We start from the raw sequence: 15230 nt of genomic DNA, 5'->3' as shown, positions 1-15230 counted from the left end.
GTCATACGTCCGCGGCCCCGTTCCACTCCCCCACCAGATCGCGGTACAGGGGTGAAACGGCCTGGAGTTCCGCATGTGTGCCGCACACGGCCCGGGTCCCGTCGAGGACGAGGACCCGGTCGGCGCGGACCGCGGAGGAGACGCGGTGGGCCACGACGACGAGGGTGCCGGGACGGTCCGCGAGGGCCCGCTCGGCACGCTCCTCGGTACGCGGGTCCAGGTGACAGGTGGCCTCGTCGAGCAGCAGCAGCGGAGCCGGCGAGAGGTAGGCGGCGGCGAGCGCGAGGTGCTGGCACTCCCCCCGGGACAGCAGCCGGGGGGACACCTCGCCGTCCAGGCCGCCCAGGCGCGCCACCAGGTCGTCCAGCCCCAGGGCGGCGACGGCGCGCAGCACCTGCTCGTCGGCGGGCATGCGGTCACCGGGGCCGCGGCACAGATGGGTGAGGTTCTCCCGCACGGTGCCGGTGAACACGTAGGCCTGCTGCGGCAGCAGGGTCCGCCGCGGGTCCGGTCCCGTGGCGACCGGTGCCCTGCGGGCGGCCGCACCGGCGACGAGGACCGTCCCCGCGTCGGGTGACAGCATCCCCGCGAGCAGCGCGGTCAGCGTGGACTTGCCGATGCCGCTCGGGCCGACCACGGCGAGGTGCTCCCCCGGCCGCACCACCAGGTCGAGGGCGTCGAGGACGGGGGCCGCGGCGGGGCCGTACGCGAAGGTGACGCCCCGGAACTCGGCTTCGGCGGCCTTCCCCCGGCCGATGGGGACGAGGTCCTGCGGGTGCTTCGCGTGGTGGCCATCGGGGGCCGGCGGCGCCGGATCGCAGAAGCGCTCGAGGACCACCACCAGCCGGGTCCCGGCGGAACCCACGGCCGTCATCAGCGAGTTGAGGGCGGGCAGCAGCGCCGTGACCACGTACGTGAGGCCGCCGGCCAGCGTACCGGCGGTGATCCCGTGCCCGAGCAGCCAGGGCGCCGCGGCGAGCAGGGCGACCACCGGCAGCCGGCCCGCCGCGCCCAGGGCCAGGGTGCGCAGGGCCACCCAGCGGGCGAGGGTGCGCGCCAGCCGCTCCTGGGTGGCGATCAGGGGTTCCACCCGGGCTTCGGCCGCGGCCCCTCCCCCGCAGGCGACGATGTCGCGCAGGCCCTCGCCCAGGGCCCCCACCCGGTCCGAGAGCGCCTCGTCGGTGTCCAGGGACCGGCGTTGTACGGACGCCACGGGGCGGAGCGTGGCCACGAAGGCGGCCACGCCCAGCAGCAGCGGGGGCAGCACGACCAGCAGCAGTTCCGGCGCCAGGGCCGCCATGCCCGCGAAGGCCCCCACGGCGGTGAACACGAACGAACGCACCGTCAGGACCAGCCCCGCGAAGGAGTCCCGGGCCATTTCGGTCTGCTGGGTCAGCCGGGACACCGCACCCGCGCCGGGAGCGCGCGCCGGGTCGGCGACCGCACGGTCCAGGGCCTGCCGTACCGCCCGCCGGACCAGGCCGTCCCGCAGCGGCTCCACGAGGTCCGCCAGTCCGGCGAACACACCGCGCAGCGCGAACCCGCCGAGCAGGGCGCCGGCTCCGGCCGCGGCCAGCCAGGCGAGTCCGGTGGCGGTGCGGCCGGCGAGGAAACCGTCGTCGAGGGCGCGGGCCACGCCGTAGCCGCCGAGGAACGTGTGCGCGGACTCGAGGAGGGACCACGCCGCCAGCCGGCCCACGGCGCCCCTGCGGCCCCGCAGGAACCGCCGGCCCTCGGGCGCCACCCGGCGCCAGGCCCCGCCCCCGGCCGCGTCGGTCCCCGTGGTCCTGCCGGTCCCGCCGGTCCTGCCGGTCCCGCCGGTCACCGTGCCGCCTCCTGTTTCCCCGGGACCCGGCGATCTTCCGCTTCCGCGGCCGCACCCGCCCCGGGCTCGGCCTGCGCCGCCGCACCCGCCCCGGGCTCCGCCTCCCCTTCTGCGGCCTCCGATGCGGCATCGGCCGCGAACACCGCCCGGTAGCCGGGGTCCTGCCTCCACAGCTCGCCGTGGGTGCCGACCGCCCGCACCCGCCCGTCCTCCAGCCATACGACGAGGTCGGCGCGGACGGCGGACGAGAGGCGGTGCGCCACCACGATCCGGGTGCCGGGCCGGACGTCGTGGGCGAGCGCCCGTTCGACCTCGCGGGCCGTGACGGTGTCGAGGCTGGAGGTGGCGTCGTCCAGCACGAGGAGCCGGCCCGCGTGGCAGAACGCCCGGGCCAGTCCGAGGCGTTGCACCTCGCCGCCGGACATCGGGGCGTCGGCGAGGCGCGTGTCGTACCCGTGGGGCAGGCGCCGCACGAACAGGTCGGCGCCCGCGGCACGCGCCGCGGCGCGGACCGCTCGCGGGCCGGGGTCCGGGCCCGCGCCGAACCCGATCGCGTCGCCGACCGTGTCCCCGAGCAGCACGGGCCGGTCGAAGGCGTACCCGACCTCGCGGCGCAACTCCTCGACGGCCACATCCCGGAGCGGTACGCCGTCCAGCAGCACCTGCCCCGCGTCGGGGTCCGTGAGCCGGCCCGCGACGGCGGCGAACAGGGTCTTGCCGGCGCCCGACCGGCCCACCACCGCGACCGTGGAGCCGCCGGGGATCACCAGGCTGATGTCGTTCAGCACCGTCGATCCGCCGCGCACGACCCGGACGCCGCGCAGTTCCACGGTGCCCGGGCCGCCGTCCGGCAGCTGCGACCGGCCGTGGCCCAGGAGGGGCAGGGACAGCAGGACGGCGGTCCGGCGGGCGGCGGCCCGGCCCCGCACCACGGCGGCCAGCCCGCCGGTCACGGCGCCGACCCCCGCCGCGAGGCCCGCGTACCGTACGGCGGCGAGGAGCTCGCCGACCCCGATGGCCCCGGCGGACAGCCGGATGCCGCCCACGGCGAGGACCGCGTACAGGAGCATCGGCATGAGGGCCCCGGACCGGGCCGTGGTAGCCCCGTAGACCCGCCACATGCGCCTGCCCTCGGTGCCGAGCTCGGGTAACTGCGCCAGGATCCGGGCGCGTTCGCGCTCGGCAGTGCCGGCAGCGGCGATCGTGCGCGCCCCGGCCAGTGCCTCGACGAGGCGGCCGGCGGTCGCGAGCTGCACCTGCTGGTAGCGGGCGACGCTGGTGAGGGTGTCGCGGGCGAAGGCCCGCAGCAGGAGCACCAGCAGCGGAACGCCCAGGAGGAAGGCGAGCGCGGTCCACAGGTCGATGAGGAAGAGGGCGCCGACCGCGCCGATCGGTGGCAGGAGCGCGGCGACGGCGTGCGCGGCGGCGGCCGGGACCTTGCCCGCCTCGGTGGCGTGGGCGGTCAGCCGCGCGGCGGTGTCGCCCGGTGCGTGGCGGGCCGCGTGGTGCGGGGCCGTCCGCAGCAGCCGGGCCAGTCCGAGCCTGCGCAGCCGGGCGGTGGAGCGGCCGTCGACCTCGCCGGTCAGCCGTGCGGCAGCGGCGTCCAGCGCCACTTCGGCCGCGATGACGGCGGCGCACACCAGCGTCCAGGCGGGGCCCGAGGGGTCTTTGCGGAGCAGCAGGTCGAGGGTGTGGCCGAGGACGGCCGGTTCGGCGAGCGCCGCCGCGGCGGCCGCCACCGCGCATCCGAGGACGGCGGCCGTGCGCCCGCCGCTGTGCCGGGCCGCTGCCACGAGCGCCCGGTCGGCGCCCTGTGCCACGGCCTGGTCCTGCGCCGTGTCGACGGCCGCGTCAGGGGGGCTCATCGGCGGATGCCTCCAGGGATGTGGTGCGGGCCCGGGCGGCGAACCGCCCGGGCCCGAGATGACCTATGTCAGTTACAGGTCGTGATGCTCAGGCTGCTGTCACCGCAGAGCAGCAGGCTGGCGCGGCTGCCGCCGCCCGTCATCGCGACCTCGGCGGTCTCGTCCTTCGGGGTCTCCATCGACTGCAGGTCAAGAAGCGTCATGTCAGGTTCCTCTTCTTCTCTCGAGTGGTGCGATGGGTCACGGCCCCGGACGGGACCGGCTTGGGGGCCGCCGCGCGCTCGCGCAGCGGCGGGAGGAACGGCAGGTGCGCGCGCCCGCCGGGCGCCGCGCTGCCGAGGGCGAGGAGGGCGCCGGCCGTGCCCGTGGCGAGGTCCATGGACAGCCGCATCATCTGCTCGCCGGGGAAGGCCAGATGCCCCTGGTACGGCACGGCGTGCCGGGCCAGTGCGTCGATCTGGCGGGCCAGTGCGTCGGACCCGGTACCCGGGCCCGGCGTGGTGGTCCGGGCCAGGTAGAGGATCATCCCGGCGGCGCCGCGCAGCAGCCCCGGCTGGGCGTAGAAGGTCGCCTGGGCCGCCCGTACGATCTCGCGCCGGGCCTGCTCGAACCGCTCGTCGGGGCCGTGTTCCAGCCAGTCGTCGAGCACCATGCCGATGCCGACGCTGCCCTCGCCGAGGTACGGCATCGTGCGCCAGCCCTCGTTGACCTGGAGGGTTCCGTACGCGCTGGTGACGCAGCGGTCGAGGTCGCGGTGGAGCGCGTGGGCGGCCTGGATCAGCAGTTCCTTGTCGCCGGTGCGCTCGTACAGCCGCACGAGGAGCAGGGCGGGGCCCGCGTTGCCGTACAGCAGACCGGCACGGGTGGGCCGCTGCTCCGGCCGGGTGATCAGTTCGGCGCAGCGCAGGGCCGCGGCGTGCAGCTCGCCCTCGCCGCTCGCGGTGCCGAGCGCGTCCAGGGCGAGGCCGATGCCGGCCAGGCCGCTGTGCAGGTCGGGGCCCGCGCTCTGCCAGGGCTGGTGCAGCAGTTGTTCGGCGAGCGCGAGGGCGCGTTCGCGGTGTCCGAGCCGGTGCAGGGTCCAGGCCGTGCCGGCCAGGCCGTCGTAGAAGCCGAGCGGAGTACCCGACGCCGGTTCCTCGGTCCGGTCGAGCAGCCACTGCTCGGCCTCGGGCCAGGGTTCGGCGCCGGTCTCGGCGAGGGCGTGGAGCACTCCCGAGATCCCGTAGCCGAAGCCGATGCCTCCCCCGGCGGCCGCGAACTGGGCGATGTCGCCCGGGACGAAGCGGTCTTCGCGCTGCGGGGTGGCGCTCGCGCGCAGCGCCGCGGTCATCGAGGTACGGGCGGCCGGCCACTGTCCGGGCTCGACGGGCAGGTACGGTCCGGCCGGTGCGGGCAGGCGGTCGCCCGGTGCGCCCTGCGGTGCGCCGGACAGGATCTCCTCGACGGCCTCGTCGAGGAACGTGCGCGGTACGGGGAACTGTTCGGCGGCGACGGCGGCCAGGTGAACGGCCTTGGCCCGGTCCAGGACGAGCAGGCTGGTCAACGGCAGGAACAGGGCGAGCCGTAAGCAGGCGAGAGCGTAGCGGTCGACGGAGAACCCGCGCCGTTCGGCCGGGGCGACGAAGGCGGGGTTGGCCACGGTCTGCCGCAGCCCCTCGTCGACGTGCGCGGCGGCTTCGAAGTCCAGCAGGGCCACGGAGGGTTCGCCCGCCTCGTCCTCCGCCACCATGATGTTGAAGAGGTGGAGGTCGTTGAAGACGACGCCCCGGGCGTGCACGGCGTCGACGGCTTCCGTCACCCGCTGATGGATCTTCAGCGCCCACTCGGTGTACGAGGCCAGCTCCGCGGGGTCCGGATCCGCCTCGATCAGGGGGTGGCGGCGGGCGAAGTACGTGTTGAGCGGCTTGCCTTCGAGGTGTTCCAGCACCAGGAAGTGGTGGTCGCCGACGGTGAACGTGCCGCGGACCGCGGGGACGCAGTCCAGGCCCGACAGGCGTTCCAGTGCGGCCTGTTCGCGGTGCAGCCGGGCCACGGCGTCGGCGCCGTCGGCGGCCAGTCCGGCGTACGGCCGGGCCTCCTTGAGGACCACGGCCTCGCCGGTGCGGCTGTCCTTGCCGAGGTAGACGCCGCCGCCGTTGGAGAAGTGCAGCGCCCGCTCCAGGGTGAACGGGATGTCGGTCAGCGTCACCGCGGAGCGGGCCGCGAGGTGCGGCTGGAGGAAGTCGGGCAGTTCGAGCCATTCGGGCGGCTGGAAGACCGGCCCGCGCCGGTCCGGTACGAGCCGCCCCTCGGGGGTCTCGAGGGCCGGGACCAGTTCGCCGTGCTCGTCGTAGCAGTGGCGCAGGGTGAAGCTGCCGTAGCGCACGTGGACCGGTCCGGCGCCCCAGCGCAGATCGCTGAGGATGTAGGGGCCGGCCGCCCCCGCGAGCGAGGCGTCGAGGTCCTCCGCGATCCGGCGGCACTGTTCCTCGTCGGCCGGGTACACGGTGAGGAACTTGCCGCTCGCCGCGCGCTCGGCGTACTTGGCGTTGCGCAGGTGCAGCAGGTAGCGGCTCGGTATGAACTTGAAGGCGATGTGCCGGGCGGTGCAGTACTCGTACACGGTGCTCAGCACCGACTCGGCGTTGTCGAGCGTGGCCGACACGTGGATCTTCCAGCCCTGGGCGGGCAGTTCGGCGCCGACGGGACGCAGCGCGAGCCAGTCGCCGCTCCGGTGCGAGCGCCACCCCGTCGGAACGGGGGCGACGGCGGCCGGGTAGCTCTCCCCGACCCGCCGGTACGGCGCGTCGTAGAACCAGCGGTCGGCGTCGCAGAACGCGGCGTACCCCTTGTTCACTCCTGCTCCCTCGGTCGGCGGCAGATCCGACCGTGTCACGCCCGGCGGATGCGGCGACAGTCACCGCTGTCACTGATGGGGTGTGCAGTACTCACGAGTCACCAACCGGGCTCCACGGCGGCCGGGAGGGCCGGGCGGGGCCGGGGGCCGTGGCGGCGCAGGGTCGTGCCCACTGTGCGGACGGTCACCTTGACGACCATCGATGCTTAGGCCAGCCTTACCTTCGCTCGCACCCCGCCGGTGCGGCACGCACCCCTGCACATGATCACTGGAGCAGCAATGTCCGCCGCCGACGCCACCGCGACCCCTCGAAGACCTGGACGGGACGTAGAACTCCTCCGGCTCCCCGAGTGGTGCGGGACCGCGGTGGCTTCCCTCGCCGTATGCCTCGGGTGGGCCGCCACGACGTGGATCGCCCTGCACCTGCGCGCCGACGTCACCCTGCACACGGCGGCCCTGTTCGTCCACCTCGCCTCCCTGGTCCTGGGCTTCGGTGCGGTCCTCGCCATCGACTACTACGGCGTCCTGTGGCTCACGGGCCGCAAGACCCTCGGCGAGGTCCTCGACTTCACCGCGCCCCTGCACGTACCGGTGTGGGCCGGCCTGGGCGGCCTGCTCTTCAGCGGGGCCTTCCTCCACCCCGATCTCGGCTCGCCCCTGACGTGCGTCAAGCTGGGCCTGGTCCTGCTGCTCTCCCTCAACGGCGTTCAGGCGTCCGCCCTGCACCGCCGGCTGGCCGCCGTCGGCGGCGGCCCCGTCCGGCGCTCGCTGCTGGTCCGCGGCGCCGTGACGGCGTCCGTGTCGCAAGCGGCCTGGTGGGGCGCGGTCGCCATCGGCTTCCTGAACAGCCGGCACTGATCGTCAGGTACGAGTGGTCAGACGTCCCCGGGCGGCCAGGCGGTCCAGGCGGCGCTGTTCGCGCGTTGCCCAGCGCCGCACCCGGTCGGGGTCGAGCGGGGTGCCGTGGCCCACGTGGAGGCGCTCGGGGTCCAGGGCGAGCATCTCGCGCAGGCTGGCGAGGTTGCCGAGCGGGTCGTCGTGGAAGGGCGGGTTGGCCGGCTTCCCCGGTATGAGGCCCATGAAGGAGTTGGCCACCAGGTCTCCCGCGACGAGGTCACCGGAGTCGGTGATGACGGAGACCGAGCCGGCGGTGTGCCCGGGAGTGGGCATGATGCGCGCCGCGATCCCGAAGTCGTCGAGGCTCGTCTCGCCGCGGACCAGGACGTGCGGTTCGAAGGGTTCGGCCCGGACGTGGAGGTTCCTGTTGCGGTTCATGAGGCGGCCCATGGGGCCGGTGGGCAGGTACGGCTCGCGGACCCGGCCGGTACGGTAGGGCTCCAGGTCGGCGATGTGTCCGGCGAGGGGAGCCCCCGTCAGCCTGTGCAGCTCGGCCGCGGAGCCGAAGTGGTCGATGTGGCCGTGCGTGAGGACGATCAGCGCGATGTCCGCGGGGTCCACCCCGTGCGCGGCGACCTGGTGGTAGATCTTGCGGGCGCTGCCCGGGGTCCCGGCGTCCACGATGACGGGGCGCCGGCCCAGCAGCAGGTACGCGTTGACGGCGTGCCGGCCGAGGACCGGGATCGCAATGACCTTCGTGTGGGACATCGTGTCGTTCTCCTGTGCGGTGGGTGCTGCTCGGGGGATTTCGTGTCGGGGCAGGCCGGGGCTCCCCGTGCGCGGGGGCGCCGGGGTGGCCTGTGGGTCGGGAGGGGCGGGTTCGGGCCGGTCCTAGCGGAAGCGGCGGCGGTACTCGGCAGGAGTGGTGCCCAGCTGCCGCTGGAAGGACCGGTGCAGGGTCTTCACCGAGCCCAGGCCGCTGGCAGCGGCGATCTCCGGCAGGCTCAGGTCGGATTCCTCCAGCAGCCGGCGGGCCGCCTCCAGGCGTGCGGTCTCGACGTAGGAGGCGGGGGTGCTGCCGGTACGCCTGCCGAAGAGGCGTGAGAAGTGGCGCGCGCTCAGATGCATCCGGGCGGCGAGGGCTTCGGTCGAGAGGTCCTCGCGGGGATGCTCGGCGATCCACCGGCACACTGCTTCCACCGGGTCGTCGGGGGGCGCCTGCACCGAGAGCGGCACGCTGAACTGGCTCTGCCCGCCCGAGCGCTTCATGTACATGACCATCATGCGGGCGGTGGCGAGCGCGACGGCCTGGCCGTGGTCCTCGGCCACCATCGCCAGGGCCATGTCCATCCCGGAGGTCACTCCCGCGCAGGTCCACACCCGCCCCGACCGGATGAAGATGGGATCCGGGTCGACGTCGACCTCCGGGTGGTCGGCGGCCAGCTGCGCGGCGGTGAGCCAGTGGGTCGTGGCCCGCAGGCCCTCCAGGAGCCCCGCATCCGCCAGCAGATGGGCGCCGGCGCAGATCGAGCCGATCCTGCGGGGCCGGGGCTCTCCGCGGCGCAGCCAGTCGCTGACGGTCCGGTCGACGACCGCCTCGACCCTCTGTCCGTCCTGGGTGATGGCACCGGCCACCAGCAGGGTGTCCACCCTGCCGTCCACTTCTTCCAGGGTGAGGTCGGACATCAGGCGCATCCCGCCGGAGGTCACCAGCTCGCCTCCGTCGGCCGTCGCCATCTGCACCCGGTAGCCGGCCCCGTCGGGCCCCGTGACCCGGGTCGCCACGGAGAACACCTCGGCGGGCCCCGTGACGTCGAGCAACTCGGCGCCGGGGAACGCAACGATGACGACTCTTCGCGGTGTGGGCATGCGTCGATCATTCGCCCTGCGGCGCGTGTCCGCAATGACGAGGTTGTCTCAGATCCGGACATCGGGCGGCCCGGCCCGGGGTCCGACGGGCCGGGCAGTCGCCGGTTCAGCGACGGGTTCTCCCGGCACGTCACCTTCCTCGCGTCCCCGGTCTTCGGCATCGCCTACGGCGCGGGGGCGGCCCGCCGGATGCGAGCGCTGCCCTCGCTGCTCCCCCGCATGCCCCGCAGGGGACCGCGTCAGGCGCTCGCGCGGCGCCAGGGGATCTCGGCCCACACCTGCTTGCCACCGCTGAGCGGCACCGAACCCCAGGCCGTCGCCGTCGCCTCGACGATGAGCAGCCCCCGGCCCCCGGTCGACTCCCAGCTCACCGACACCGGTTTGACGGGGCTGCGCGGCGACGCGTCGTTCACGGCGATCCGCAGCCGGTCCGCCGACAGGATCAGGTCCATCCCCACCTCGCCCTGGGTGTGCGCGATGGCGTTGGTGACCAGCTCGGACACGACCAGAAGAGCCGCGTCGAGTTCCTCGACCACGCCCCAGGACCGCAGGGTGCGTGCGGTGAAGCGGCGCGCGTGCAGGACCGCCTTGGGCAGCCGCCACACCGTCCAGTGGCGCCGCAGCGGCCGGCCCAGCGTGCCGTCGTAGCGCAGCAGCAGCAACGCCACGTCGTCGTCGCGGCGGCCCACGCCGAGGACCAGCTCGTCGGCCACCCTTCCGGGATCGGCCGGGTCGGCGACGGCGAGCACGTCGCGCACCCGCCGCATGCCCTCCTCCAGGGGCAGCCTGGCCGACTCGACCAGGCCGTCCGTCAGCAGGACGAGCAGGGTTCCGGGGACCAGCCCCGTTTCGGTCATGGGGAAGTCGGCCTCCGCGAGCACGCCCAGCGGAGGCCCGCCCTCGACGGCCATCTCCTCGGTGACGCCGTCGGGATGGCGCACGACCGGCGGAAGATGGCCGGCCCGTACGATCCTGGCGATGCCCTCCTCCATGTCGAGGTCCACGTACCCGCAGGTGGCGAACAGGTCGGTCTCCATGCCGACGAGCAGGCGGTTGGCCCGCGCGACGACCACGTCGGGCGGGTGGCCCTCCACCGCGTAGGCCCTGACCGCGGTGCGCATCTGGCCCATGATGGTGGCGGCTCCCGCGCTGTGCCCCTGGACGTCCCCGATGACGAAGGCCACGTGACCGTCACTGAGCGGAATGACGTCGTACCAGTCGCCGCCGACCTCGAGTCCCGCCGTCGCGGGAAGGTAGCGCGCGACGGCGACCCCGCCCGGCAGTTCCGGAAGCTTACGGGGCAGCAGACTGCGCTGGAGCATGGTGGAGAGCTCGTGGCCGGCGTCCAGCGCGTGGGCGCGCACCAGGGCCTGGCCCACCAGCCCCGCGGTCGCGGTCAGCAGCGACCGCTCCTCCGGGCCGAACCGGTGCTCCGTGTCCCACCCCACCAGACACACCCCGACCATCCTGCCTTCGGCGGGCAGCGGCAGCACCGCAAGACCGCCGGGCCCGACGCCCAGGAGACCGGGCTCGAGCGCCGCGCCCGGCGGCCACAGGCTCATGTGCCGGCCGTGCAGCGCGCTCTGCAGGGTGGGCAGGTCGCCGAGCGACGCGTCGGGCCACTCGGACCGCCATTCCGAGCGCCAGATCCCGGGCCAGGCATCGGGCTCCGGCGGGTCGAGGGCGGTGACGACGAGCCGGTCGTGCTCCAGTTCGCCGACCGCGACCCGGGAGGCGCCGAGCGGCTCGCGCAGGGCGGCGACCGCCAGCCGGCTGACCTCCCGGATGGTCGCCGCTCCCGCCAGCGTGGCCGACAGCCGCTGTACGAGGGAGACGTCGTCGGCGCTGGGGCGCAGATAGGTGGCGTCGGCGACCACACCGAGGACGCGCTGCGGTGTGCCGTCGGAGTCCACCTCCACCCGGCACCGCAGCCCCAGCCAGCGCAGCTCTCCGTTCGGGCGGCGGATGCGGAACGCCAGCTGCTGTCCGCCGGCGGCCAGCCGGTCCGGCTCGACGAGGGCCATCAGTGCGGGCATGTCGTCGGGGACGGCGCAGGCGAGCAGGGTCTCCACCTGCCCGTCGAACTCCTCGGGAGGCAGGCCGAGCAGGTCCAGCACGTGGGCGTGGGCCTCCATGCGGCCGGTGTTCAGCTCGAGGATGAACGCGCCGCCCTGGTCGGGCACCAGGGAGTGGCCCAGGTGCGCCTGCGGGGCTCTGCGTCCGGCGAAGCGGGCGGCGACCGATTCGAGTCCGGCGGCCACCTGGTCGGCGTAGAGCTCCAGGAGGCTGCGGTCGTCGGCGCTGAAGCCGTCGCCGACGTCGCCGGCGACGATCAGGCATCCGAGCTCCTGGTCGCCGTGGCCCAGGGGCAGTGCGCCGAGCGAGATCCGGGCGGGCGAGGTGGGTCCACCGTCCCGGATCCGGGTGGGGAAGTGGTGGGGATCGTCCTCGATGAACGTGGCCAGTTCCTTGGGGTTCAGCCACAGCGGCCTGCCGGAGCGGAAGGCATTGGCCGCGGGCGAGTGGCCGGCCACGGCGAGGATGGCGGGCAGTCCGTAGAGCACGCCGCGGTTTCCGGTCAGCTCGGCCAGATGGAGTTCCCGGTCCTGGTCGGCGACCACGTAGACGGCGGCGAGCTCGGCCCCGCAGAACGCAAAGCGATGCCTGGTCACTGTCCGTATCGCCTCCTGTCGAGGGCGTCGCGCCGACCGCCTCCCTCCATGCTGTCCCGCCCGGGACCGTTCGGGCGAGTCGGCACGCAGGCCGGGGCCGGTGCCGCCTGCGCTGCGGAACCGGCCCGGGGGGCGGACCTACGGGCCGGGCCGCGCGAGGTGCGCCGGTGACCGGGACCGGGCGAAGGCCTCGGATGGCGCAGCGCGCTGGCTCTCGTTCCGGACATCGACCAGCATGGGAACAGCGGGACCGGCGGACGAGATGGGCACGCATGCGCGCCACCGAGAGCAACCAGGACTATCCCTTCGCTGTCACCAACACGGCCGCGGCACTGCTGGACGGCGCCGGGACGATCATTGCCTGGACTCCGGCGGCCGAAGCCCTCCTGGAGCGCAGGTCCGCAGACGTGTGCGGCCGGCCGGCCCGGGACCTCCTGGCGGACGCGGCCGACTGGGAAGCGCTGCTGGCCCGGGGCGGGCGGGGAAAGCGGGCGGGGTGGGAGGGCCGGGCCACCCTGCGCCGCGGCACGGGAGCCGAGCTGGAGATCGGCTTCCGCGTCGTCCCGCTGTACGACGGCACGCTCGGGGACGCGGCCCGCTGCCTGGTCCTCGGGGCACCCCTGGACCTGGTCGCCCAGTGGCGGCAGGACCACGCCTTCACCCATGAACTGTTCCTGCAGGGCCGGGTGGGCCTGGCCGTCTTCGATGCGGACCTGCGCCTGCTGCGGACGAACACGCACCTGCTGCCGTACACCGGGGTGCCCGTCGACCTGAAGGGCCGGCGCCTGGCCGACTTCCTGTGGGCCGAGGACGCGCGGATCATCGACGACCGGCTGCGGGAGGTCCTGGACAGCGGGAACCCCCTGGTCGGTTTCAACACGACCGCGCGCACCCTGGACGACCCGAGGGGCGGCCGGGTCGTGACCATCCAGGCGTTCCGGCTCCAGGAACCCGACGGACATCCGATGGGCGTGGCGGCGGTGTTCACCGACGTCACCGACCACGAGCGGTCGCGCGGGCGGCTGGACCTGCTGTACCGCGCGACCGGAGCGCTGGGCGGCTCGCTGTCCGTCCTGCGCACCGTCGAGGACCTGGTCGCCGTCCTGGCGCCGGCCTTCGGCGACTGCGCCGCGGTGGATCTCGTGGAGACCGTACTGACCGGCGGGGAACCCCCCGCCGAGGGTCACCTCGCCCTGCCCCTGATCCGGATGGCCGTCGCCGGAGCGGAAGCGGACGTGCTGCGGACGGGTACGTCCCACTTCACGGCTCCGCTCGCCCCGGCCTGTCCCCACCCGGCCGGGACGGGTCCGGGAGTGCCCGAACCGGCCGCGCCCGGCGTCCGGGAGCGCGGCGGAGAGCTGATCACCGGCCTCGGGACCCGGCCCACGGGACCCGGGAACGACACGGCCCCCGAGTGGGCCACCGCCGTCCCCGGTGCCCATTCGGCGATGACGGCGCCGCTGTGCGCACGCGGCATCCGGTTCGGAAGGCTCACGCTCTGGCGCACGGGCGACGCTCCCCCGATGGACGAGGAGGACCTGGCGCTCCTGGAGGAGATCGCCGCCCGTGCGGCCGTCGCCGTGGACAACGCGCGGCGGTACACCAAGGAACGCCGCACCGCGGTCGGCCTGCAGCGCAGCCTCCTGCCGCCGGCCACCTCGGACACGCCCGCGCTGGAGGCCGCCAGCGTCTACCTGCCGGCCGACGCGGACAGCGGAGTGGGCGGCGACTGGTTCGACGTCATCCCCCTGTCCTCCGCCCGCGTCGCCCTGGTGGTCGGGGACGTCGCCGGCCACGGCCTGCACGCCACGGCCATGATGGGCCGTCTGCGCAGCGCCGTACGCGCGATGGCCGACTTGGAACTGGAACCCGAGGAACTGCTGGCGCACGTGGACGACATGGTCCTGCAGGTCGTCGCCGAGGCGGAGAGCGACGATGCGGACGACGGCGACGCGGGCACGCCGGTGCCCAGCGGTCCGGCCGGGGCCACCTGCCTGTACGCCGTCTACGACCCGGTCACCCGCAGCTGCGTCATGGCGAGCGCCGGGCACCCGCCTCCGGCCGTGGTCGGCCCGGACGGTGCCGTGGAGTACGTCGAGCTGAGCCCCGGCCCGCCCCTGGGGGTCGGCGGCTGGCCCTTCGAGCCGGTCGAACGCGAACTGCCGCCGGGGAGCGTGCTCGCCCTGTACACCGACGGCCTGGTCGAACGCGGCGAGGGGGACATCGACGAGGGCATGCGCGACCTCGCGGACCGGCTGCTGCGCGCGGATGTCCTCGGCCGGCCGCTGCGTCAGGCACGGCACGACATCGTGGAAGGGCTGCCGCCGGGCAGGCTGAGGGACGACGTCACGCTCCTGCTGGCCCGCACCCGGGTGGTGGACGCCGACTCCATCGCGACCTGGCGGCTCGACGCCGACCCGGCGATCGTCGGCGACGCGCGCCACCTCGTACTGGACCAGCTGACCGCCTGGGACCTGGACGAGCTCGCCTTCAGCACGGAGCTCATCGTCAGCGAGCTGGTCACCAACGCCATCCGGCACGCCGGCGGCCCGGTCCGGCTCCGGCTGATCCGGGCGGACACCCTGACCTGCGAGGTCACGGACTCCAGCAACACGCAGCCGAGGATGCGGCGCGCACGGAACTCCGAGGAGGGCGGCCGCGGCCTCTACATCGTCGCCCAGCTCTCGCACCGCTGGGGCAGCCGCTACACCCTGGGGGGCAAGACGGTCTGGTCCGAACAGAACCTGCCCCCCGCCTGACCGGCTTGCGGGGTGATGGCCGCGGCCCCGTCGAGCTGGCCGAGTGGTGGCCGGACCGTGGGCGCTCGCAGAAGGCCGGGCCGACGCCGGGGCGGCGAAGGGGTTGGTCTGCGGGGTCGGGGGAACCGGGTAACGTCTTTGTCATGTTCTTCCAGAGGCCGATGGACGAGTGAGGGCGTGACGGGCCCTTGCTGACGTCCTCCGAGGTCGCCGCACCCGTCCCCCACCGATGAATCCGCAGATCACTTCACATCACCACCGGGAGAGCCCGTGACCGACAGCAAGAACATCAACAACCCGGTGGGCCAGGGCGGCGGCCAGCGCAAGAAGCTGTCCCGCGCCGAGCGGCAGAACAACGGTCCGCACCGCAACCTCGACCGCCAAGGTGCCGCCGACCGGAAGGCGGAGCTGGTGCGCAAGATGCGCGAGAAGGCACGCGCGGCCGAGGGTGCCAGGCAGGCCGGCGACGACACCGCACAGAGCTGACGCAGCTGACGCACCCCTGCCGCAGGGCGGCACAGCACGGGCAGGGCCCGGACCGCGACGCGCGGTCCGGGCCCTGCTGCC

10 protein-coding genes are annotated in these 15230 nt (G+C 74.5%); 3 read left to right on the top strand and 7 right to left on the bottom strand.

Going from position 1 to position 15230, the window contains the following annotated elements:
• Position 1: 1 nt before the first annotated feature.
• The 4 genes from AB0D44_RS07425 to lanKC form a co-directional block, all read right to left on the bottom strand.
• Complete coding sequence (locus tag AB0D44_RS07425) at positions 2 to 1825, bottom strand: ABC transporter ATP-binding protein (protein WP_362585773.1); 1824 nt, start codon at positions 1823 to 1825, stop codon at positions 2 to 4.
• The gene (locus AB0D44_RS07420) at positions 1822 to 3690 is read right to left on the bottom strand and encodes an ABC transporter ATP-binding protein (protein WP_362585770.1); all 1869 of its coding nucleotides are present in this window, start codon (positions 3688 to 3690) and stop codon (positions 1822 to 1824) included. Before AB0D44_RS07420 ends, AB0D44_RS07425 begins: the two co-directional genes overlap by 4 nt.
• A gap of 68 nt (positions 3691 to 3758) precedes the next feature.
• On the bottom strand, positions 3759 to 3893 hold the full coding sequence (locus tag AB0D44_RS07415) for a SapB/AmfS family lanthipeptide (protein WP_362585767.1): 135 nt from the start codon (positions 3891 to 3893) through the stop codon (positions 3759 to 3761).
• The gene (gene lanKC, locus AB0D44_RS07410) at positions 3890 to 6526 is read right to left on the bottom strand and encodes a class III lanthionine synthetase LanKC (RefSeq protein ID WP_362585764.1); all 2637 of its coding nucleotides are present in this window, start codon (positions 6524 to 6526) and stop codon (positions 3890 to 3892) included. Before lanKC ends, AB0D44_RS07415 begins: the two co-directional genes overlap by 4 nt.
• Before the next feature lie 279 nt (positions 6527 to 6805).
• On the opposite strand from lanKC, the gene AB0D44_RS07405 reads away from it, so the two are divergent.
• Positions 6806 to 7384 (top strand): hypothetical protein, encoded by a 579-nt coding sequence (locus tag AB0D44_RS07405; protein ID WP_362585761.1) that lies wholly within the window; start codon positions 6806 to 6808, stop codon positions 7382 to 7384.
• Positions 7385 to 7387: 3 nt separating this feature from the next.
• Here AB0D44_RS07405 and AB0D44_RS07400 read toward each other — a convergent pair whose 3' ends face one another.
• The 3 genes from AB0D44_RS07400 to AB0D44_RS07390 form a co-directional block, all read right to left on the bottom strand.
• Positions 7388 to 8131: an MBL fold metallo-hydrolase gene (locus AB0D44_RS07400; RefSeq protein ID WP_362585758.1), complete on the bottom strand. Its 744-nt coding sequence runs from the start codon at positions 8129 to 8131 to the stop codon at positions 7388 to 7390.
• A 123-nt stretch (positions 8132 to 8254) separates the two neighbouring features.
• Positions 8255 to 9232, bottom strand: coding sequence for a helix-turn-helix domain-containing protein (locus AB0D44_RS07395; protein ID WP_362585755.1), 978 nt, complete (start codon positions 9230 to 9232; stop codon positions 8255 to 8257).
• 239 nt (positions 9233 to 9471) lie between these two features.
• On the bottom strand, positions 9472 to 11904 hold the full coding sequence (locus AB0D44_RS07390; protein ID WP_362585752.1) for a SpoIIE family protein phosphatase: 2433 nt from the start codon (positions 11902 to 11904) through the stop codon (positions 9472 to 9474).
• 272 nt (positions 11905 to 12176) lie between these two features.
• Here AB0D44_RS07390 and AB0D44_RS07385 point away from each other — a divergent pair, with 272 nt between their 5' ends.
• Together AB0D44_RS07385 and AB0D44_RS07380 are read left to right on the top strand one after the other, a co-directional pair.
• A complete protein-coding gene (locus tag AB0D44_RS07385; protein ID WP_362585749.1) occupies positions 12177 to 14663 on the top strand; it encodes a SpoIIE family protein phosphatase in 2487 nt (828 codons plus the stop codon).
• A gap of 270 nt (positions 14664 to 14933) precedes the next feature.
• On the top strand, positions 14934 to 15149 hold the full coding sequence (locus AB0D44_RS07380) for a DUF6243 family protein (protein WP_362585747.1): 216 nt from the start codon (positions 14934 to 14936) through the stop codon (positions 15147 to 15149).
• The last annotated feature ends 81 nt before the right edge of the window (positions 15150 to 15230 follow it).

The organism is Streptomyces sp. NPDC048349 (assembly GCF_040651925.1).
GTDB lineage: Bacteria > Actinomycetota > Actinomycetes > Streptomycetales > Streptomycetaceae > Streptomyces.
This window is presented reverse-complemented; position numbering and strand designations above follow the sequence as displayed.

Bases quoted from the DNA above. Each gene is read 5' to 3' on its own strand.
- AB0D44_RS07420 (WP_362585770.1), bottom strand. From the start codon at position 3,690: ATGAGCCCCCCTGACGCGGCCGTCGACACGGCGCAGGACCAGGCCGTG.
- AB0D44_RS07415 (WP_362585767.1), bottom strand. From the start codon at position 3,893: ATGACGCTTCTTGACCTGCAGTCGATGGAGACCCCGAAGGACGAGACC.
- AB0D44_RS07405 (WP_362585761.1), top strand. From the start codon at position 6,806: ATGTCCGCCGCCGACGCCACCGCGACCCCTCGAAGACCTGGACGGGAC.
- AB0D44_RS07400 (WP_362585758.1), bottom strand. From the start codon at position 8,131: ATGTCCCACACGAAGGTCATTGCGATCCCGGTCCTCGGCCGGCACGCC.
- AB0D44_RS07395 (WP_362585755.1), bottom strand. From the start codon at position 9,232: ATGCCCACACCGCGAAGAGTCGTCATCGTTGCGTTCCCCGGCGCCGAG.
- AB0D44_RS07385 (WP_362585749.1), top strand. From the start codon at position 12,177: ATGCGCGCCACCGAGAGCAACCAGGACTATCCCTTCGCTGTCACCAAC.